The 21,681-nt window shown below is 53.3% G+C and carries 19 protein-coding genes; 9 read left to right on the forward strand and 10 right to left on the reverse strand.

From position 1 onward, the window contains the following. Window positions 1–34 precede the first annotated feature (34 nt). The 5 genes from rsgA to lgt all read left to right on the forward strand — a co-directional run bounded on the left by rsgA (window position 35) and on the right by lgt (window position 4,630). Complete coding sequence (gene rsgA / locus EBB54_RS05340) at window positions 35–913, forward strand: ribosome small subunit-dependent GTPase A (protein WP_125126649.1); 879 nt, start codon at window positions 35–37, stop codon at window positions 911–913. Window positions 914–925: 12 nt separating this feature from the next. Next, window positions 926–1,597 (forward strand): ribulose-phosphate 3-epimerase, encoded by a 672-nt coding sequence (gene rpe / locus EBB54_RS05345; protein ID WP_125126650.1) that lies wholly within the window; start codon window positions 926–928, stop codon window positions 1,595–1,597. A 127-nt stretch (window positions 1,598–1,724) separates the two neighbouring features. Then, window positions 1,725–2,393 carry a thiamine diphosphokinase gene (locus EBB54_RS05350; RefSeq protein WP_125126651.1) on the forward strand — a complete coding sequence of 223 codons (669 nt, stop codon included), beginning with the start codon at window positions 1,725–1,727 and terminating at the stop codon, window positions 2,391–2,393. Between the two features lie 43 nt (window positions 2,394–2,436). Continuing rightward, window positions 2,437–3,534: a redox-regulated ATPase YchF gene (ychF, locus tag EBB54_RS05355; protein ID WP_004069106.1), complete on the forward strand. Its 1,098-nt coding sequence runs from the start codon at window positions 2,437–2,439 to the stop codon at window positions 3,532–3,534. A gap of 139 nt (window positions 3,535–3,673) precedes the next feature. Continuing rightward, a complete protein-coding gene (gene lgt, locus EBB54_RS05360; protein WP_125126652.1) occupies window positions 3,674–4,630 on the forward strand; it encodes a prolipoprotein diacylglyceryl transferase in 957 nt (318 codons plus the stop codon). Window positions 4,631–4,756: 126 nt separating this feature from the next. On the opposite strand, the gene EBB54_RS05365 is transcribed toward lgt, so the two are convergent. Continuing rightward, window positions 4,757–6,310 carry a DUF6034 family protein gene (locus tag EBB54_RS05365; RefSeq protein WP_125126653.1) on the reverse strand — a complete coding sequence of 518 codons (1,554 nt, stop codon included), beginning with the start codon at window positions 6,308–6,310 and terminating at the stop codon, window positions 4,757–4,759. Between the two features lie 341 nt (window positions 6,311–6,651). Between EBB54_RS05365 and EBB54_RS05370 the strand changes: the two genes are divergently transcribed. Together EBB54_RS05370 and EBB54_RS05375 are read left to right on the forward strand one after the other, a co-directional pair. Beyond that, a complete protein-coding gene (locus EBB54_RS05370; RefSeq protein WP_125126654.1) occupies window positions 6,652–7,089 on the forward strand; it encodes a DUF4869 domain-containing protein in 438 nt (145 codons plus the stop codon). 13 nt (window positions 7,090–7,102) lie between these two features. After that, window positions 7,103–8,068 carry a translation initiation factor 2 gene (locus EBB54_RS05375; RefSeq protein ID WP_125126655.1) on the forward strand — a complete coding sequence of 322 codons (966 nt, stop codon included), beginning with the start codon at window positions 7,103–7,105 and terminating at the stop codon, window positions 8,066–8,068. Window positions 8,069–8,192: 124 nt separating this feature from the next. Here EBB54_RS05375 and EBB54_RS05380 read toward each other — a convergent pair whose 3' ends face one another. The 8 genes from EBB54_RS05380 to EBB54_RS05415 form a co-directional block, all read right to left on the reverse strand. Further along, window positions 8,193–9,383: a phosphopentomutase gene (locus EBB54_RS05380; protein WP_125126656.1), complete on the reverse strand. Its 1,191-nt coding sequence runs from the start codon at window positions 9,381–9,383 to the stop codon at window positions 8,193–8,195. 67 nt (window positions 9,384–9,450) lie between these two features. After that, window positions 9,451–10,446: a nucleoside hydrolase gene (locus EBB54_RS05385; protein ID WP_125126657.1), complete on the reverse strand. Its 996-nt coding sequence runs from the start codon at window positions 10,444–10,446 to the stop codon at window positions 9,451–9,453. Between the two features lie 3 nt (window positions 10,447–10,449). Beyond that, window positions 10,450–11,154 (reverse strand): purine-nucleoside phosphorylase, encoded by a 705-nt coding sequence (deoD, locus tag EBB54_RS05390; protein ID WP_125126658.1) that lies wholly within the window; start codon window positions 11,152–11,154, stop codon window positions 10,450–10,452. Between the two features lie 70 nt (window positions 11,155–11,224). Continuing rightward, a complete protein-coding gene (locus EBB54_RS05395; RefSeq protein ID WP_125126659.1) occupies window positions 11,225–11,986 on the reverse strand; it encodes a GntR family transcriptional regulator in 762 nt (253 codons plus the stop codon). 114 nt (window positions 11,987–12,100) lie between these two features. Further along, the gene (locus EBB54_RS05400) at window positions 12,101–13,006 is read right to left on the reverse strand and encodes an ABC transporter permease (RefSeq protein ID WP_125126660.1); all 906 of its coding nucleotides are present in this window, start codon (window positions 13,004–13,006) and stop codon (window positions 12,101–12,103) included. Window positions 13,007–13,067: 61 nt separating this feature from the next. Next, window positions 13,068–14,105, reverse strand: coding sequence for an ABC transporter permease (locus EBB54_RS05405; protein ID WP_125126661.1), 1,038 nt, complete (start codon window positions 14,103–14,105; stop codon window positions 13,068–13,070). A gap of 1 nt (window position 14,106) precedes the next feature. Continuing rightward, complete coding sequence (locus EBB54_RS05410) at window positions 14,107–15,606, reverse strand: ABC transporter ATP-binding protein (RefSeq protein WP_125126662.1); 1,500 nt, start codon at window positions 15,604–15,606, stop codon at window positions 14,107–14,109. Between the two features lie 34 nt (window positions 15,607–15,640). Next, entirely contained in the window at window positions 15,641–16,687 is a 1,047-nt protein-coding gene (locus EBB54_RS05415) for a BMP family lipoprotein (protein ID WP_125126663.1), read from the reverse strand. A gap of 276 nt (window positions 16,688–16,963) precedes the next feature. Between EBB54_RS05415 and EBB54_RS05420 the strand changes: the two genes are divergently transcribed. After that, entirely contained in the window at window positions 16,964–18,322 is a 1,359-nt protein-coding gene (locus EBB54_RS05420) for an MATE family efflux transporter (RefSeq protein ID WP_125126664.1), read from the forward strand. 181 nt (window positions 18,323–18,503) lie between these two features. After that, window positions 18,504–20,144, forward strand: coding sequence for a hypothetical protein (locus EBB54_RS05425; protein ID WP_125126665.1), 1,641 nt, complete (start codon window positions 18,504–18,506; stop codon window positions 20,142–20,144). 141 nt (window positions 20,145–20,285) lie between these two features. Here EBB54_RS05425 and EBB54_RS05430 read toward each other — a convergent pair whose 3' ends face one another. Beyond that, the gene (locus EBB54_RS05430; protein WP_125126666.1) at window positions 20,286–21,431 is read right to left on the reverse strand and encodes a hypothetical protein; all 1,146 of its coding nucleotides are present in this window, start codon (window positions 21,429–21,431) and stop codon (window positions 20,286–20,288) included. Between the last annotated feature and the right edge of the window lie 250 nt (window positions 21,432–21,681).

Raw genomic sequence — 21,681 nt, forward strand, 5'->3', positions numbered from 1 at the left:
CGGAACATGGATTTGCAGAGACGAAAGGACTTGAATGAAAGGAAAGATCGTGAAAGGGATTGCCGGATTCTACTACGTTAACGTGGCAGAATCCGGCCTTTATGAGTGTAAGGCAAAAGGGATCTTCCGAAAGGAAAAGATCAAGCCCCTGGTCGGAGACGAGGTGGAGATCGAGATATTGGACGAAACAGCGGGGACGGGCAATCTGGAACGTATCCTGCCCAGGAAAAATGAACTGATCCGGCCTGCCGTGGCGAACATCGACCAGGCACTGGTCATTTTTGCCGTCACCGATCCAAAGCCCCATTTTCATCTGCTGGATCGGTTTCTGGTCATGATGGAGAGGAAAGAGATCCCGGTGGTGCTTTGCTTTAACAAGAAGGACATTGCGAAGCCCAGGGAAGCCGCGGCGCTTGGGGAGATCTACAAAGCCTGCGGTTATCCGGTGATTTTGACCAGCGCCCTGACGATGGAGAACCTGGAGGGCATCCGGGAGGCGCTGCGGGGAAAGACGACGGCGGTCGCCGGCCCTTCCGGGGTGGGAAAATCCTCCCTGATCAACCTGCTGCAGCCGGAAGCACGGATGGAGACAGGCAGCATCAGCCGGAAGATCGCCAGGGGAAAGCATACCACCCGGCATTCGGAGCTGATCTATATCGAAGAGGGTTCTTACATCATGGACACGCCGGGGTTCAGTTCCCTGTATGTCAATGACTTTGGCGAGGAAGACCTGAAAATGTATTTTCGGGAATTTGTGCCCTTTGAAGGGCGCTGCAGGTTCAACGGATGCAGCCATGTCCATGAACCGGGATGCGCGGTGAAGGCGGCTGTGGAGGACGGGCAGATTCACAGAAGCCGGTATGAGAATTATCTGGAAATGTACCGGGAGCTGAAGGAAAAGAAGAAATATTAGAAGGAGTTTGAGATGAAAAGAATTTTGGCTCCGTCGATCTTATCGGCGGATTTTAAGGTGTTGGGAGAGCAGATGCAGCTTTGTGCGGACGGAGGAGCCGAATATCTGCATTTTGATGTGATGGACGGGATGTTCGTGCCGAATATCTCGTTTGGGATTCCGGTGCTGGAATGTGTGAAGGGATTCGCAGGGATGGTGATGGATGTGCATCTCATGATCCAGGACCCCATCCGTTATGTGGACAAGTTCTGCGACGCCGGGGCGGATATTGTGAATGTCCACTATGAAGCCTGCGGCGATCTTCAGGCCGTCCTGGACAAGATCCACGGCCGGGGACGGAAAGCGGGGATCACGATTAAGCCCGCCACGCCGGTGGAGGTGCTTGTGCCGTATCTGGACCAGGCAGAGCTGTTCCTCATCATGTCGGTGGAGCCGGGGCTGGGGGGACAGGCGTTTATCCCCTCTTCGCTGGATAAGATCCGAACGCTTCGGGCGCTTTTGGAGAAACGGGGGCTTCATGCAGATCTGGAGGTGGACGGCGGAGTATACCACAGCAATGTCCGGGAAGTCCTGGATGCGGGAGCCAATGTGATCGTGTCCGGATCGTCCGTATTCCGGGGGGATATTCTGGAAAATGTTTCAGGCTTTATGGAGATCTTTAAAGAGTATACCCAGGATTCCTGACATGGATGCACGGCCGTTTCATGAGGTATGCCCAAGGGCACCCCATCATGGCCATTCGGCCGTTTTTATGAGGTATACCCAAGGGCACCCCATTATGGCCATTCGGCCGTTTTAAGAGGTATGAAGTATGAATAAGCGTACAGTGATTGTCAGCGGAGGACTGCTGGAGGAAGCGTTTGTATTGGATGTTTTGAAAAGTGAAGAGACAGAATTTATTGTAGCGGCAGACCGCGGCCTGGCATTCCTGTATGAGCATCAGATCCTTCCGGATTATATTGTGGGGGATTTTGACAGCACGCCGGAGGAGGTCCTATCCTATTACCGCAGGGAGACGAAGATCCCCATTCGGAAGTTTAATCCGGTGAAGGACGCTTCAGATACGGAGATTGCGCTGCGGCTCTGCCTGGAGCTGGGCAGGGGGAATGTGGTGATCCTGGGGGCAACCGGAAACCGGGCGGATCACCTCTGGGCCAATGTGCAGACATTGAAGATCGCAATGGATGCGGGAGTGAAGGCGCGGATTTTGGACTGCTGCAACCAGATCCGCCTGCTGAACCATGCCGTTACCCTACACAGGGAAGATGCCTTCGGGCCCTATTTTTCGGTGTTTCCGCTGGCCGGGGCGGTAGAGGATTTTAACATCAGCGGGGCGAAGTATCCGCTGCGCCACCATCTGCTCACACCCTACGACAGCCTGTGCGTCAGCAATGAATTTGCGGAGGATGAGGTGGAGATCTCTTTTCCGAAAGGGGAAGTGATTTTGATGGAGACAAGGGATACAAAACAAGAATTATAAAGAATGCCGTTTTTAAAGCATTTCAAGGAGGTATTTACAAAATATGAAACTAGGTATTGTGGGCTTGCCCAATGTAGGAAAAAGTACGTTATTTAACTCACTGACCAAGGCAGGAGCGGAGTCGGCCAATTATCCGTTCTGTACCATCGACCCCAACGTGGGCGTGGTGACTGTGCCGGACGAACGGCTCAACGTCCTGGGGGAGATGTACCATACCAAAAAGATCGTGCCTGCAGTCATCGAATTTGTGGATATTGCAGGTCTGGTGAAGGGCGCTTCCAAGGGGGAGGGCTTAGGGAACCAGTTTCTGGCCAATATCCGGGAGGTGGACGCCATTGTCCATGTAGTCCGCTGTTTTGAGGACAGCAACATTGTCCATGTGGACGGTTCCATCAATCCGCTGCGGGACATCGAGACCATCAACCTGGAGCTGATCTTTTCCGATCTGGAAATCCTGGAGCGGAGGATCGCCAAGACCACCAAGATGTCGAGAAATGACAAGACGGCCGCGAAAGAACTGGAATTTTTGAACCGGGTCAGGGCGCATCTGGAAGAGAGCAAGCTGGCAAAGACATTTCAGGCGGAAAATGAGGACGAGGAAGGCTGGCTTGCGGAGTACAATCTGCTGACCGCGAAGCCGGTGATCTTTGCAGCCAATGTATCCGAGGACGACCTGCCGGACGACGGCGCATCCAACGAAGGCGTCCGGGCCGTGCGGGAGTACGCAGAGCAGGAGGACTGCCGGGTATTCGTAGTCTGCGCGCAGATCGAGCAGGAGATCGCGGAGCTGGACGACGAAGAAAAGAAAATGTTTTTGGAAGATTTAGGTTTAGAAGAGTCCGGATTGGAAAAACTAATAAAAGCAAGCTACAGCCTGCTGGGCCTGATCAGCTATCTGACGGCGGGAGAGCCGGAGGTGCGGGCATGGACCATCAAAACAGGGACCAAGGCGCCCCAGGCGGCGGGAAAGATCCACTCAGACTTCGAACGGGGCTTTATCCGCGCGGAGATCGTGAGCTACGACGACCTGATGGCCTGCGGGACGCACGCGGCGGCCAAGGAGAAGGGACTGGTCAGGCTGGAAGGCAAGGAATATGTGGTACAGGACGGAGATATCATTTTGTTCCGATTTAATGTATAATCCTGAATGCGCAAAGGCCGGCATGAGGGTATGGAGGTTTGGTGCATCACCAAAATGGGCGTCGGCGGGAACAACCAGCCTTTGCCGGAGGCGGCATGGCCGCCGTAGAGATACCGAACCTGGAAGGAGTGTGTAGAATATGCATGAAAGTATCGCTTTTCCGAATCTGGGAATCGAATTTGAACATGTGGGAAAATCCATCTCGGTCTTTGGCTTTGAGATCGCATTTTATGGAATCATCATCGGTCTGGCAATCCTGATCGGATTCGGGATCGCCACTGCGGAGGCAAGGCGGACCCGGCAGAACCCGGAAGACTATATGGATATGGGGCTGATCGGCGTCATCTGCGGGATCGCGGGAGCCAGAATCTATTATATCATCTTTTCCTGGGATATGTACAAGGACAACCTTCTCAGCGTATTTAACCTGCGGGAAGGCGGCCTTGCGATCTATGGGGGCATCATCGGAGCCATCCTTTCCGTGTTGGTCTGCGCGAAGGTGAAGCGGCTTTCGGCACCCCAGATCCTGGACACGGTTGCCATGGCGCTGGTGAACGGACAGATGCTGGGACGGTGGGGGAATTTCTTCAACCGGGAGGTGTTCGGGGGATATACGGACTCCCTGCTTGCCATGCGGCTGCCGCTGGATGCGGTGCGCGGCAGGGATGTGACGGAAGAAATGCGCCAATACATGGAGGTCATCGACGGGGTCAGCTATATCCAGGTGCATCCTACATTTTTATACGAATCGCTCTGGTGCTTAGGCGTATTGCTCTTCCTGTTCTTTTACCGGAAGCATAAAAAATACGAGGGCGAACTGTTCCTGCTCTACCTATTCGGCTACGGGCTGGGCCGGGTATGGATCGAGGGCATCCGTACAGACCAGTTGTTCCTGCCGGGAACCACGCTGCCGGTATCTCAGCTTCTGGCGGGGGGGATGGTGGTGCTGACGGGCATCCTTCTTCTGTATCTGCGGAAGCACCACAAACGGATGCCGCTGCTCAGAGCACACGTAGATTATAAACCGATGCCGCCTAAGATCGAAGGGAATAAAAAGCCCAGGTCAAAGGACCGGCTGTTTAAAAATATGGAATAACGGTGGAACAGCAGCAAAATAAAAAAGCAGCATGTGCAGATTCACTTCTTGCCGAGGGGAATTTACGCATGGCTGCTTTTTTGTGTAAAGGAAAAATCTTCTGCCGGAAACCCGGCGGTTCAGGGCTCAATATCCCAGACTGCGGTCCACCATCGTTCCATTGGCGGCATTGATAGTCAGGAAACTTTGGTCAGGGATACCTTCTTTCGTGCGGCTGTTTCCGGACTCTTCATTGACCAGCCGTTCTTTGGTTCCGAAGAAATCCCAGACCGGAACCAGGATACCGCTTGTATTGTCCGTATCCGGATCATAGATTCTTGTATAACCCAGCACGGCTTTTGTTACGTCCAGCCTGATGGATTCGCCGGGTGAGACATAGTCGGAGTATTTGATCCGGGCCATATTCTCGAAAATATCTGCAATCTCAGGGAAGGAAAGCAGCGTGACATTGTCGATCTGCTGTTCTTCCACCTGATAAAGATTCAGAATCTCCGCTTGCTGCAGCCCGTCTTTGTTCACACAGAAGTACACTTTTTCATAGCCCCAGGGTGCCGTCGTGCTGTCCATGGATGGCATGGAAAGGCCGGGATCAACTTCATCTGTGACGGGAAAACCCTGGATATCCCTTGTGTAGCTGATCCGGTATCCGGCTTCCGAATAGGGATAGGATATCGGGGGGCCGCTGGGATGGAGCCGGCCCAGGCTCAGTGCAGTGTTTTTTGCGGAGAAGTCCGTAAGTCCCAGCTTTTCCATATACCGGTCTGCGATCTCCACCGCCTGCTTTTCAGTGATTCCGGCCATTTCTTCTGCTTTTTCCCGGGAAGGAAAATCATTTTCCATAGAATAATATCCGCCCTCCAACTGATAATCATACAAAGAATAATTCCATTCCAGTGGGGAGTTATCCGTTCCGGCCCGGGATATTTTGATGTCCATGGAATTTGCAGGGCCCGCCTTCATAGAATAACGGTACGCGCTTCCATCCAGCTCCACCGCGCCTTCGAAATATCTGGAAGAGGAATCTCCGGTATCGTCTTCGGAAAGGACAGGAGTTACCTTTGTTTTTTCGATGGTTTCCGGCGTATTGTCATACTCTTTCTCATATATGGAAATGCTTTCCTGCAGGTTAAAATACTGCTCCGGATTTTCCCAGCCTTCCTCCTGTGCATAGGCAATGTATCCGTACGGGTCCAGATTTCCTTCGGCCTCATAAGCCTTAAGCTCGTTTATCCGTTCCTGGATTTGTTCCTTGGAAAACCGAAAATAGGAATCTCCGTCATAGATAGGGGCGTCTCCGAAAAAGGTCTCCGTCACCTGGGAGATCCATGCCTCGTCAAAGGGCTTCTGGCTGACCTTCCAGAGCGGGATCTGGGTCACATCAGGAACCGTGACCTGCGCATGGCAGGAAAGCTGAAACCTGTTGTCGTCGCTGGCCGCCGAGGCTTCGTATGTATCCGGTACCTGGAGATGCCTGGCCAGTGTACTGCCGTCGGCAGCAGGCTCCAAAGGATCGGCTTTCTCATAATTCTCCAGGCTTGGCCCCTTCTTTTCGCGGACAAGGGGATGCTCCGGCGTCTTCGCGTGTCCCTGAGCTATTCCGGACAGCTGCGCGCATCCCTGAGCCATTCCGGACAGCAGCGCGCCGCAGAGCAGCAGGGAGAGTAGTTGTTTGCGTTTCATAGATGATACCTCCTTATATGATCAACGATTTGTTTCTGCAAAAAAAGTGTGTTTGTTTTTTGAACCCGGGTTGTTTTGGGGACAGTTTTATTATACTAAAGGTTATGTAATCAAGTCATCAACAAGTTGTAACCAAAATGTAAAAGTAATTCCAATTCAGTGACCGCGGCATCGGCATAGGATATTTCCGTATAACATTCCCCATTGCTCCGCCTGTGAAAACGCCTTGTAATAGGAAATGTTTTTGTATATAATGAATATGGAAATACTGAAAAAAATCCGTCCGCTGCGGATGAATGGGGTCAGCCTGCCAGAAATCCGACGCCTGAAAGGAGTGCAAAATGCTTTCGATTTTTTATGGAGACATGCCGGAGGCGGTGTATAATACTGCGGCATATTTTAAATATGATTATGAAGACGATTGGATTACAGATCCATTTGTGAAGGAAATGATCCTGGATGTGGACAAATCGACCGTACTGGACAGCGGCGTGATTGACAGCCCTGTCCTTGGAAAAATTCCGCCCCTCGGACTTTCCGGCGGCGTGAAAACGCTGATTCTGATAAAATTTAATCATTCGAAGATATTTAATGCTTCGACATGCGGTGATAATTGCGCGCGCTGGCTTCTGAAAATAGCGGAAAAGGAAGACCGGACAATCAATTTGCGGCATTTACTGCGGTTCGGAGATGAACCTTTTACAATTCGGATATTAAATACAGGCCAGATCGTACATTCGACGAAAGAATTGGTGCCTGCAGCCGGGGAATTTGTCTAAGGGGAGGATGAAAATGCGGGGAGTACACAGAGTGGTCGTTTCTTCAAAACGGCTTCGCTACGATTTTCAGATAAGGCGCAATATAACGATTGTTCGCGGAGACAGTGCAACAGGAAAGACAACGCTTGTTGATATGATCTGGGAATATACCAACAATCCTTCCGGAAGTCCGGTAGAACTTGTCTGTGATAAAACCTGTTCTGTGCTGACAGGCACATTATGGAAAGAACAGCTTTCAGGGATACGGGACAGTATCGTGTTTATTGACGAAGGAAACGAGTTTGTACGGTCAGCTGACTTTGCAAAAGAAATACAGGGAACGGATAATTATTATGTAATCGTATCCCGTGAAGCGCTTCCGGCGCTACCGTATAGTGTAGAGGAAATATACGGCATCCGTACATCCGGAAAATATGGGACCTTAAAACAAAGCTATCATGAATTTTACAGGATTTATGGTACAGATGCTGTGAAAACAGAGGTAAAACCGGAAACAGTCATTACAGAGGATCGAAATTCGGGTTATCAGTTCTTTCAGTCCATATGCAGTGAGCATGATTTGGAGTGCTGTTCGGCAGATGGAAAATCAAACATTTTTCGTCTGCTGAAAGAGAGGAAAGAGGAACGGGTACTTGTGATTGCCGACGGCGCAGCCTTTGGGCCGGAAATGGATAGGGTGTTGCAGTTGTTGACAGAAAGAGAAAATTCTGCATTATATCTGCCGGAATCTTTCGAATGGCTGATATTGTCGTCTGATATTTGGACGGACAATGAAATCAGGGAAATTTTAAGTACGCCGTATGACTACATTGAGAGTAAAGATTTTTTTAGCTGGGAGCGATATTTCACCGCTTTGCTGATTGAAAAAACAAAGGGAAGTTATCTTGCGTATTCCAAAAAGAAGCTGAATACACGTTATTTGAATGATAAAATAAAAGCAGCGGTTCTTTTAAAAATGGAAAAAATTGTGTTGAGTTAATCGGATATAAGGAGTGCAAAATGCTTTCGATTTTTTATGGAGACATTTTTACGCTTACGACAGATTTAAGCCCATTTTATATATCTTCATATGCAAAAAAGGTGCCATTGGCACCTTTTTTGTATTACCGGATCTTTTCCAGCAGAGATTCTCCAATCGTATGCTCCGGCATCTCTAAGCCGAAGTTGTCCGCCACGGTTGCCCCGATGACGGCAAAGGTATCCGCCTCCGGCAGTTTGCCGCTTCCCTGTAAGGAAGGAGAGTAGGCAAGGAAGGGCACCTTCTCACGGGTGTGGTCCGTCCCTGTGTAGGTGGGGTCGTTGCCGTGATCCGCCGTCAGGATCAACAGGTCGTCGTCCCGGAGCAGGTTCAGAAGAACTCCCAGGTTTACGTCAAATTTTTCCAGCTCCCGGGCATAGCCGCCGGGATCTCTGCGGTGTCCCCAGAGGGCGTCAAAATCCACCAGGTTGACGAAGCAGAGTCCGTGGAAATCCTCCTTCGCGGCATCAATGGTCTGCTCCATGCCGTGAACGGAGCTCTTGGATTTCCAGGCTTTTGTGATGCCTTCCCCGTCAAAGATATCTTTGATCTTGCCGATGGAGAGGACGTCCAGCCCATGGTCCTTAAGCAGATTTAATACGGTGGCGTTAAAGGGCTTTAACGCATAGTCATGGCGGTTGCTGGTTCGCTGAAATTCGCCTTTTTTCCGTCCCACATAGGGCCTTGCGATGACCCGGCCGACCTTCCATTCATCCCGCATGGTGAGCTCCCTTGCGATCTCGCAGCAGCGGTAGAGCTCATCCAGGCCGAAGGTTTCTTCATTGCCGCAGATCTGGAGCACGGAATCCGCGGAGGTGTATACGATCATATGCCCTGTGGCGATCTCTTCTTCAGCCAGCTCTTCCAGGATCTCCGTGCCGCTGGCGCTCTTATTGCCGATGATTGTTTTCCCGGTGCGCTTTTCCAGTTCTGCGATCAGTTCCGGCGGGAATCCTGTCTCAGTAAATGTCTGGAAGGGGGTTTTTACCTCCAGCCCCATGATCTCCCAGTGTCCCGTCATGGTGTCCTTCCCGTTGCTTCGTTCGTTCAGCTTCGTATAATATGCCAGCGGCGTCTTTACAGGCTCCACCTGCTTTAAGGGGCAGAGGTTTGCCAGCCCTAACTTCTGCAGGTTGGGGATCTGGAAGGTGTCCGTGGACTGGGAAATGTGTTCCAGAGTGTTCACCCCTGTATCCCCGAAGGCGGGGGAGTCCGGCATGGCTCCCACACCCAGGGAATCCAGCACGATGATAAAGATACGTCGGTATCGTTCCATGTTGTTCATCTCCTTTGCGATAATAGTAAATCATGATTCCGGCGGCAGCGTTTCCGAACCATTGGAACTATTCTATCATGTTTTTCGCCGGAAGGGAATCCTGGGATTTCCAGAATACCGACAGAAATTCCCTCAGCGCCCGTTTCGGATCAACGTCCAGGGCAAAGCCCACATATTCCGCCGGGATGGGCTGCTCCCGCAGATCCGTGACCACCATTCCGCGGCAGTAAGTGCCGCCGCATTCGATCCGCGCCTTCCGTTTTTCCACGCGCACCAGATCCGGGACGACGGCGGCCATCATGGCCAGCGGGTCGTGGAGCGGGCAGTCCCCGATACAGTAGTTTTGATTCCGGTTGCCTTCCCAGTAGTACGTAAGGGCCTGTTTCATATAGTCCACGGCCTTGCGGGAATGGGGGCTGCAGCACTTGTCCAGCCAGTCCATGGCCCCGGTGGTGAAACGGACCTTTTCCGTCACGTCCAGGCCCACGGCGAGGATCTCCATGCCGGACTGGAACACCCGGTCGCAGGCAGCGGGATCGGAGGCAAAATTGGCCTCGCACATGGGGGAGACATTTCCCCGCATGTAGACCGTCCCGCCCATCATCACACAGCGTTTAATCTTTTTCGCAAAAGAAGGGGCTTTGGCAAGAGTACGGGCGATATTGGTCAGGGGCCCCAGGGTGACCAGGACCAGCTCGTGTTCGTATTTCTGCGCCAGCCGGATCTGAAAGTCACAGACATCCTCCTCAAGGAGCGTCCGGCTGCCGGAGGGCAGCTCCACATTGCCCAGCCCGTTATCCCCGTGGATGAAGGCGGTCCGGCCGTCCCACTCGCCCTCCAGGGGCTTTTCAAAACCGCAGACCACAGGGATATCCGGAGCGCCGGCCAGATCCAGGATCTTCAGCGTATTTTCCGCCGCCAGCCGGGCTTCCACGTTGCCGCATACGGTGGTGATCCCGACGATTTCCACATCCTCTTTGTTGAGCGCGTACAGAAGCGCGAGAGAATCATCCACCCCGGTATCCACATCTAAAAGTATTTTGATTCGATTTTGTTTACTCATGCTTTACGATACCAGGCTCAACGCACAGCGGATCATGGCATCCAGCCTGGTTTCCCTTTCTTCATTGGTCAGCGCGCCGCCGTGGTGCATGCTGCTGCCCACGGTGAGAAGGCTCAAAGCGCGCTTGCCGGCCCTTGCGGCGTTGCAGTAGAGGGACAGCGTTTCCATTTCCTGGACGAGAACGCCCATTTTTTCCCAGAGCCCTTTTTCTCCGGGGCTGTCCTCATAAAATACGTCGGAGCAGAAGACGTTTCCCACCTTGTAGGGGATGTGCTGCGCCCTGGCGGCCTGTACCGCCTGCTCCAGAAGCTCATAATCCGCGATGGGGGCGAAGCTTCCCGGCAGATGGTACTGGGCCGTATAATTGGAATTGGTGCAGCAGCCCATGGCAAAGATGACCTGCCCTACCTCCACGTCCCGGTGGACGGCGCCTGCCGTTCCGATGCGGATGATGGTATCCGCCTGGTAATGGTTGAAAAGCTCGTAGGAATAGATTCCCATAGACGGAACGCCCATGCCGCTTCCTTGCACCGATACTTTTTTTCCGTTGTAGTAACCGGTATAACCGTTCATGCCGCGCACCCTGTTGTAGCAGAATACGTCGGTCAGATAATGTTCTGCAATGTATTTTGCGCGCAGAGGATCCCCGGGCATCAGGACAGTACTCCCGATTTGCCCGGCCTCCGCTTCGTTGTGAAATGTGTTCATGTGATTCGTCCTCTTTATGAAATCTGTCCGGCAGACGGGGAGCCTGCGGGTGAGGCTCCGACGCCGGGTACTATGACATGCTCATCGTCCGCTCATTTTTTCTGCGGATAGGCAGTTCGTGCTGGTTGGGACTGAAAAATAATTTCTGTGAAAGCACGGGGACGTCAAATTCCGAATACAGGACTTCTTCCAGGATCAGGAGGGGATATTCCTCCTCAATCTGCAGAATCCCGGAGAGCCGTTCCCTGGTAAGCCCCATCCGGAAACGGGACTCGCTGTAGAGCCCGGTTGTCTGGAGGAATTTCGTATAAAATGCATACACCGCGTCGGTGTCCTCCAGATCCACATTGTGCTGGTCCAGAATTTCATGAGGCATATAGATCATGGCAAAGCCAGCCGGAGCCTCCTCGGTATAATAAGTAATATTGATCACAGCCACGATGCTGGAGGGACGCAGCTTCAACACCTCCTGATGCTTTTTGGTGGGAGGCTGGAAGCCGATGGTAGTCTCCGTCCGCACAATGGGCTGGATGCAGAAATCCGCAATGGGATTGCCCAGTTTTTCCAGTCCGTTTTTACAGATATCCTGATTGGAAAGCACGATATTTCCCTTTCCCTGATGATTCATGATCAATCCGTCTTCCTGTAACAGGAGCATCGCCTGGCGAAGGGTACCTCTGCTGACATCGAGCTGGGCGGCCAGGATATTTTCCCCCGGCAGCTTTTCCCCCGGCTGGTATTTTCCGTCGATCAGCCATTGCCGGATGGTTCCGTATACTGTCACATACAGTGGTATCTTTACATTTTTTTCGTTTAAGGTTGTGTCTTTCATTCGCCGTGATGCTCCTTCCTGGTTCTGATACGGCAGCGCGCCGGCTGCAGATTCCGCATATCCGCCGTTTGATGCGTGTTCCTGCCGTATCCTTCGTCTGGTAATAGTATAAAACTAATTTACCAATTTGCCAAGAGCCTCGGGTCCTTTTACTTTTTTTCCGACAAAGAGCAGGATCAGCAAAGTGACCACGTAGGGGAGCATTTGTACGATCTGGGAGGGGATCTCCAGATCCGTAAGGTAAAACCGGGCGGACTGGGCCACCGCAAATACCATGCCGGCCGCTAAGGAGCCCACCGGCTGCCAGCCGCCGAAGATATTGGCCGCCAGCCCCATGAATCCCCGGCCTGCCGTCATGTCCACCACAAACAGGTTGTTTTGGGAAACGGACAGATAAGATCCGGCCAGCCCGGCGATGGCCCCGGCTGCGATCATGGCGGTGTAGCGGTAGCGGTTCACCGGTACGCCTGCGGTCTGCACGGCGTAGGGCTGGTCACCGATGGCGCGGTAGCGCAGCCCGTATTTGGTCCGGTAGAAGACCAGCCAGACGCCTCCCACGATCAGGAACATGAGATACAGGTAAGGCGACTGATCCCGGAACAATGCTCCCAGGACGGGAATGCGGCTCAGGCCCGGAACCGTAATGTTGGGAATGGAAGCTACGGTTTCCGACATGCCTTCCTTCTGCCAGATGGCTTTGAGCATCACCGCGGTGATCCCGCTGGCGAACAGGTTGACGCCTACGCCGACCACCGACTGGTGGGCTTTCCATTTCAGGCAGAAGAGGGCGTACAGCCATCCAGCCAGCCCTCCCAGGAGGATGGAAAACAGAACTCCGGCCAGGGCATTTCCGGTGAAAAAAGAACCCGCGACGCCTGCAAATGCGCCCAGCAGCATCATGCCTTCCACGCCCAGGAGGATGACGCCGCCCCGCTCGGCAATGGTTCCGCACAGCGCGCCCAGCACGATGGGAACAGAAAGCTGCAGAGTCAGGCTTAAAAAGTTATTGATGATCTCCATAAATTTTCCCTCTCTTCTTTATTTTTTGGCAGCAGACAGCTTTGCGGCCTGCTGTTTCGGATCAGTGCTGTTTTGCACGGCTTTGCTTCTGCCATTTGATCAGTTCGGGAGCCGCCACGAACAGGATGACCAGACTCTGGACGACAGTCACCATATTGGTGGAAACCATGGTTTCCCGGCTCATGCGCAGCGAGCCCATGTCCATGATGCCGAACAGGAATGCGGTCAGCATGACCCCGGCGGGGTGGTTTCTGCCCAGGATGGCTACGGCGATTCCCGTAAATCCAAAGGAAGGGGAGAAGCCTTCGATGAACCGGTGGTATTTTCCAAAGACCTCCGTCACCCCGGCCAGCGCGGCGATCCCTCCGCTTAAGAGCATGGAGGTGATCAGGTACATGTTGACCTTGATGCCCGCGGTCCGGGAGGCATTGGGGTTGGCGCCTACGGCCCGGAGCTTGAAGCCGGCTGAGGTTTTCCAGAGGAAAATGTACATCAGGACAGCCGTCAGGATGAGCAGCAGCAGGGCATAGGTGAGCTGGGTCCTGGGCAGCAGCCGGCCGAACCAGATGGATTCCGGGATCAGCTCGGTCTGGGCGGTGGAGCCCTCCACCTTATAAGGGCCGTTTACCAGCCAGGAGGTGAACAGGGTGCAGATGTAGTTCAGCATGATGGCCACGATCACTTCGCTGGTATTGAATTTTGCCTTAAAAATACCCGGGACGCAGCCCACCAGCATTCCGGCCCCGATTCCGGCTGTGATGCTGACAGCCAACAAAAGGGGGGCCGGCAGGAAGGAGAACCAGAGGGCGAACAGGACGCTGGCCATGGCTCCGGCGTGGAGCTGTCCCTCGGCTCCGATGTTGAGCATGCCGCAGCGGGAACCCAGGGCCACCGCAAGCCCGGTGAAGGCAAGGGGAATGCTCTTGCTGACGGTATTGGCCAGCGCCTGGGGAGAGCCCAGGGCGCCTTCGATCAATGCGCCGTATGCAATCAGCGGGGACTCTCCGGATATGAGAATAAAACATGCTCCGATCAACAGGGCCAGCAGAATCGCTGCCAGTGACTTCACAAGCTCCGAAATATTTTTTGGATTCTTCATGTTAGGATACCTCCTGCTTTTTTCCGGCCATAAATAAACCGATTTCTTCTTTTGTGTAGGCTCCGTTTTCAAACTGGGCACAGGCTTCCCCCTCGTAGAGAACGGCGATGCGGTCGCTTAAGTTCATGATCTCGGAAAGCTCCGCGGAGATGAGCAAAATAGCCTTTCCCTGGTTCCGCAGGTCCAGAAGGGTCTTATGTACCCGCTCAATGGCGCCGATGTCCAGTCCGCGGACAGGCTGGGCCACCAGCACCACCCCCGGGTCGTGGCTGATCTCCCGGCCAAGGATGACCTTCTGCTGGTTTCCCCCGGAGAGCTGGCCGATCTGCTGGTCGATGCCCGCTACCTTGATCTCAAAGGTCTCCACCTGCTTTTGGGCGTCCACAGCCAGGGCCGGGTAATTTACCAGTCCGTTTCTGCAGTATTCTTTGGAATCCTGGTAGCCCAGCAGGAAATTTTCCGTGATGGAAAAATCGGATACCATGGCGTTCTTGTGCCGGTCCGAGGGGATGTAGCCCAGACCCATTTTTTTGCGCTCCTGGATGGACAAAGCTCCCGCGTTGGTGCCGTAGAGGTATATCTCGCCCTCGGTCAGCTTCTGGTTGCCGGTGATCAGGTTTTCCAGCTCCTGCTGGCCGTTGCCGTCCACGCCCGCGATGCCTAAGATTTCTCCGGCACGGACGGTCAAATTGACGGCGGATGCGGCGCGGGAATGGAGACGGACATTTTTCAGCTCCAGCAGCACCTCTCCGGGTTTGGAATCCCGGCCTGCCACGATCTCCTCCACCTGGCGGCCCACCATCTGGGTGGCCAGTTCTTTTTCATTGGTGTCCTTGGTATCGCAGTGGAAGACTACCTTTCCCTTGCGGATGACCGTAACCCTGTCGGACAAGGACATGGTCTCGTTCAGCTTGTGGGTGATGAAAATGATGGTCTTTCCGCTGCTTTTCAGCTGGCGCAGGATCTTGAACAGTTCGTCCACCTCCTGGGGCGTCAGCACGGCGGTGGGCTCATCCAGTATGATGATGTCCGCACCCCGGTAGAGCGTCTTGAGGATCTCCACCCGCTGCATCATGCCTACGGAGAGGCTTTCCACCTTTGCGTCCAGATCAATCCGGAAGCCGAAGCGCTCCACCAGCTCCTGGACGTTTTTCCGGCTTTCCTTCCGGTTTAAAATAAAATTGCCTGCTTCCTTTCCAAGGATGATATTTTCCAGCACGGTCAGTTGGCTGACCAGCATGAAATGCTGATGAACCATGCCGATTCCTTTGCCGTAGGCGTCGTTGGGATTGGAGATCACGGCTTTTTCTTCATTGATATAGATCTCGCCTGCGTCCGGATGGTAGAGGCCGAATAAGATGTTCATCAGCGTGCTTTTCCCGGTCCCGTTTTCTCCCAGCAGGCAGTGGATCTCCTGCTTTTTTACAACAAAATCTATGCCGTCGTTTGCCCGGACACTGCCGAAGCATTTGACGATACCGATCATTTTAATTGCGTCCATGTTATCCTCCGTTTTGACTTTCTGGATTTTTGGGTTACAGTTCCTCCGGAACCTGGATCTCGCCGGAGATGATCTCTTCTTTCAATTCCTCCAGCTTGGAAATGATCTCCTCCGGAACTTCAATATTGCTTTCCTCCACTGTATAGTCCACGGCTTCCTCGGCCAGTCCAAGCACCTGGTTTTCTCCGGTGTAGGTGTCCTCCACAATACTGGTGATGGCGTGATATGCGCAGGAATCCAGTTTTTTGAGCATGCTGGCCATGATATAGTCGGGGGCGATAGAGTTCTGGTTCAGGTTCACGCCGATGCCGATGAAGCCTTTCTCCTCTGCCGCCTGGAACATGCCCATTCCGGATGCGCCGGAAGCGTGGAAGATGATGTCCGCATTCTTCTCCGCAAATGTATTGGCGATGGTTTTGGCAGTGGTGGGGTCATTGAAGCCGCCTACATAGTCGATGAGCACCTTGATTTCGGAGTCAATGTGCTGGACGCCTGCCTGGTAGCCTGCTGCGAAATGGTTGATCAGCGGATTGTCCACGCCGCCGATAAATCCGATCACATTGTCGCTGCCCAGCTTGTCGCTGATCTGCTCCTGCTTTGCCATGGCAGCCAGCGCGCCTACTAAAAAGGCACCTTCCTGTTCCTTACAGGAGTAGGACGCCACGTTGTCCAGCTCCAGGGTGGCATCCAGAAGCGCAAATTTCTGTTCCGGATACATGGTGGCTACGTTGGTCAGAGAGTCGATCTGCTCCGCGCCCACGCAGATGATCAGGTCGTAATCCCCGGAGGATGCCATCTCGTCCTGGATGATCTCCTCGTCGGAAACGGATTTTGGCTCCACTTCGTCGTAGGTGATCCCGTAATCCTCAGAAGCCCGCTTCACCCCGTCTAAAACCAGGTCGTTGAAGGAGTTGCCTCCCAGTCCGGCCTCCGTAAAGATGACGCCTACATGCGCCTTCCCGTCAGCCCCTGAGGTTTCGGACGAATCCTTGTCCCCGGAGCCGCCGCAGCCTGCGAGAAGCCCTCCTGCGATACCTGCTGTGAGACACAGCGCAACCCATTTTTTTCTTGTGTTTTTCATAGTGTGATCCTCCTTAGATTATTTTGTTGTACCTTTATGATAACTTGTTGTACATGTTGATATAATATATAACACAAGTTTATGAATTTGTAAATTGAATAATTGCGTTCCGTTGTCGATTTGTGAAAAGGTGACAGTTTTTGAAAGGGGATTTTGTGCAGAATGCCGGGGGTGATTGCAGGACACACGGCATCAGGCACTTTCAAAATCCTATCCTTGCGGAACAGTAACCGCTGTGATACACTAAATGAAAATGTCAATAAGGAGATTTCAGGAATGAGAGAGAGGTTATTTTCAGATAAAATCTTTATAAAAAAGCTGTGGCAGCTTGCACTGCCGATTGCGTTTCAGAATCTGATGCTTGCATCGGTGGCGGCAGCCGATGCGCTGATGCTGGGGCGTGTGACGCAGGACTCCATGGCGGCGGTGTCGCTGGCCACCCAGATCCAGTTTATTCAGAATATGATACTTGCGGCTATCATTGCGCCGATCGTGATTCTGGGCGCGCAGTACTGGGGGAAGAAGGATGAAAAGACCGTGAACGACATCTTCTGCATCGGGCTTCGCCTGTGCGTCGGGGTGTCTCTGCTTTTTTTTGCCGGATGCGTCTTTTTCCCAAGGTTTCTGATGCTGATCTTTACAAATGAGGAGGCGCTGATCGTGATCGGGGTGCGCTATCTCAAAGTAGCAGGATGGTCCTATCTGCTTACCGGTATCTCCCAGTGCTACCTCGCCATTATGAAGGTCAGCGAACACGCGGCCCAGACCGCGGTGGTCAGCACTGGGGCGGTGCTCATCAACATCGTGCTCAACGCGGTGCTGATCTTCGGGTTTTTTGGAGCGCCTGCAATGGAAGCCCAGGGAGCGGCGGCGGCGACCCTGATTTCCAGGGTCATTGAGCTCTTTTGGGTGATCACATTTTCCTACAGGGAAGGGTATATTCATCCGGACTGGAGCCGGATTTGGAAACGAAACCGCCTGCTTTTTGGTGATTTCCGAAAATGCGCGCTTCCGCTTCTGGGGGCCTGTCTGTTCTGGGGGATCGGATTTACGTCCTATTCCGCATTTATGGGGCACCTGGGGACAGATGCGGCGGCGGCCAACTCCATCGCCGCAGTGGTGCGGGATCTGGTATGCTGTATGTGCAACGGCCTTGCAAGCGGCGGAGGAATCCTGGTGGGAAATGAGCTTGGGGCCGGACATCTGGACCGGGGAAAGCTGTACGGAGACCGGCTCGTGAAAATCTCGTTCCTGACCGGTTTTTTGTCCACTGCCATCATGCTTGCGGTGACTCCCTTTGTGACCGGTTTTGTGAAAATGACGGATCAGGCGGAGCGTCACCTGATTGCAATGATGGTCATTATGGCGTTTTACATGATCGGGCGTACCGTGAATACGATTATTATCAACGGAATCTTTGCGGCCGGCGGAGACACCATGTTCGATATGTACAGCCTGGCGGTCTGCATGTGGGGGATCGCCATTCCGCTTGCAGTGGCGGGAACCTTTTTCCTGAACTGGCCTGTGCCGGTAGTGTACGCCTGCACCTGCTTAGATGAGGTAGGTAAAATCCCATGGGTGATGTACCATTACCGCAAGTACATATGGGTGAAAGATCTGACGCGGGAATTGTAGACTGCTGCAGCCGCTTTTGTACAATTACAAAAGTGGCTGTTACAACATTTGCCGTTAAGCCGATATTTAATATAGGGAAACAAAACAGCAGCATTGACTTTATGACAGAATAAAAGGTTTCAGGAGATTCTGCACTAAAGGCATTTTCCGGAAACCGACCTATAAAGAATGAGGAAAAATTATGGCAGGTGTAAAAGAAATAGGCGCAGCCCCGGTACCAACTCCGACCAAAAATCAAACTCCGTCCGCTCCGCCCATGTCGGCCTCCGACGCGGCCGCGGCAGGCAGGGCGGCAAGAAAAAGCGCGGAGCTGGAGGCGGGCCAGGTGATGGTCGCGCAGGCGGCAAGGCAGGCGGCCGAGGCAAAGGAAAATCTGGAAAAGGAACGTGCAGAACAGGAGAACGATTACGAGCGGGAAGATCAGACGGAGAAGCGCGACACGTCGGAGCTTTCCAAGCAGAGCAAATGGTTCGGGATCGACGGGAAGCTTCTGGAGAATGGGGACATCCGATGGGTTCTGGAAATGGAACAGGAGCTTTTTGAGGCGCTTTTAAAATGGATGCCTTCCGGAAACGGGGATATCGCGAAGCAGCTTGACGAGCTGTCCCGCCTGTATCTTGCGCTCCTTGAGGCCATTTTGACACATACCATGGGGGACGAACAGGCGGCCCAGATCGCAAGGCTGGATGAGATTCTTGCTCAGAAGCTGACGCTTTTGATGGAGACCGATTTAAAGGAACTGATGGATTTTCTGAAACAGACCGGGCAGACGGATACACTGCAGAATGTAAAATCCAGCATTTATAAGCAGACCACCGGAACCTCCATTTCCGCCAGGGCGGCCGACCGGTTCTATGCAAAGGGAAAGCCGACCGGCTCAAGCAACCTGCGCTTTTTTATGCCGGAATCCAACGGGAAAGATAGTTCGCGCGCCCGGTCCACGGCAGCGGCTTATTCTTCTCACGGGGCGGAGGAGGGCTCCATCTACAAGCTGACGGAAGGGAGAAATGTCCGGATGAACCAGGCGTTTGACGTCAGCAGAAAATCCGGCGAGATGCAGATGAGCCAGCGGAACCAGGCTTTGAGCGGCAAAGGGGGAGGCTCTGCAAATGCCAGTATTTCCGGCGGGAGAACCGCATTTACAGGAAATGACCTGGCAAGGGCAAACCGGTTCGCCGCCCACATCAACGGCAGCGGCAATTTGTTAAACCATTCTGGCATCAGTGCCAGGAATGAGGAGGTAGTGGGATACCTTGCGGCCGTCACTTCCATCAAAGGGGAGATGTACGCGGCATCCTCCGGAAGGCAGAACGCAATGAATGTCCCGATCAAAAGCGCGGTCAACCAGATGGTGGACTATTACCTGAACCGTAAAGGGATTTACAAGGTTTACGATTATACCACCAACGTATATGAAAAGACCGGCAGCTCCCAGAGGGCCATGGAGGAAGGTCTGGAATACGCCTACAGGCTGTTTCAGGAAAAAAAGGAAAACACGGAGGCCCAGAAGCAGGCGGCTTATCTCGAGCAGGCCGGTTTTTTCCAGAATCTGCTCAAAAACCAGAGCATCCAGGCAGACCTGCTGCGGGGGATGCGGATCTTAGAAGAGAACTGGCGGGATTTTCTTAAGTCCATCGGGGAGAATGAGAAAAAAGGGATCTCCCTGAAAATGCAGAAGCACAGTCCATGGGGAATCCTGCTGGAGCCGGGAGAGCACAGAAGCATTTTCCGCGGAAGGTCTCCAAAGCTTCTTCTCTCGGAAGCAATTGCGGTGGCGGTGCTGATCGTGGTGTATCTGTGTTATCGGCTGATGGTGGGATAGAAGATCTGTATATAGACAAAAGAATGGGGTGTTGGAAAACCGTCGATTGGGTACAAAGACCGTTTTCCAACACCCCTTGTTTATTCACGAGAAGCAGCGGGCCAGACAGCCACGCTTGGATGAATATTTGACGTTATAGTTTCAGCCGCCCCATACAAGTTTTCTGGTATGTTCCAGTACAAAGTCCGTGGAGGCGCCGCCCAATGTGGGACCGAAAATATCCCGCAGGCGGCTTCCCTTCATCATTTCTGCAAGCTGTTCTTTTGCTGCCTGTGAGGATTGATAAGTGCCCAGGCCGCTCAGAAGGGAGCTGGTGCCGCCCAGAAGGGAGTCAGCGCCGTCCGGATCTGCCAGGAGGGAGCCGGCTCCGGAAAAGGAGGGCATCAGGCCGCCCGTTCCTGAGAAGGATTGATTGCTTCCTGCCGACAGCCCGGCCATCAGAAGCCGGTGTTCAAGCTGCGTCTCCGTGATCAGGCTCATATAGTAGGCGTGCCGTGCCTTTCGGATATCCCACCAGTCCTCGGTATCGGAGCTGCTCCTGGTCAGCCGGGGCTGGCTGGAAGAAACTGCGTTTACAATGCAGCCGTCCTCACCGATGGCAACGGCCTGGGACATTCCTATGGAACAGCCTGGCAGGATGGCTTCATTTCTCACCGAATCAAATGTAAACCAGGTCTCGATCCGTGTCAGGATCTCCTGTGTATATTCCGGATCCTGATCCATGCGCGCCTGCACCTTGGGATGGATGACCACCGCCTTGCTGCCCGGCGGCACCGCGCCCAGGGCGTGGATTTCCTTGGAAGCCTGAAATGGGGTATAGGGCGGATTGGGCCCGGAGGGCTTCCAGTTCTCTATGGCGTCGGTGTCGATCTGATCCTGATAAAGCAGATAATGGGGATAGTCATTTCTTGTTCTCCAGTAACTGCTGCCGGCGTCAAATACATGGTACTTGATGCCGGGATATTTTGCCTTAAGCATCTCCTCCAAAGTGGCGGGCCGGGCCGGCGCGGCCTCTTCCGTGCGAAGCCCGGACGCGGAGGTAACCATGGCGCTCCGGTAAGCCTCAACGGAAGAAAGGGCGGCCTGCACAGGCACTTTGGAAACTGGGGCGTCTGTACCGTAAGCCATAGGGCATAAGCCCTGCAGGGACTGACGGCCTGCCCCCGCCTGTGCTGCCAGACCGAGAAAGCTTATGGCGGCCTGCGTCTGTGGTCCGGCGGTCCGCGCCCCTGCCCTTGTCCTGTTCATTTCGTTTTTGCCGTAATCGGTATAAATCCTGCTGCTCATCAAAATGTTTGATACTCCTTTCCTGTAATAAAATCGCCGTATCTGTTCCAAAACATAGAAATCGGATGATAAAACGCCTTCCCCTCCGGCCGGAGGAAAAGTTCCGCTATAAATGTATATCGTATGAAGTAGGGATTCAAAAAAGACAAATGGCGCAAACGGCAGGTTTAACGGCGTAAATATTGTCACTGTTCACGCCTGCGGTGCTCGCAGCAGTTAAACATCGTTACTGTTCACACGGCGCTCCAGG

The organism is Schaedlerella arabinosiphila (assembly GCF_003885045.1).
GTDB classification, from domain to species: domain Bacteria; phylum Bacillota; class Clostridia; order Lachnospirales; family Lachnospiraceae; genus Schaedlerella; species Schaedlerella arabinosiphila.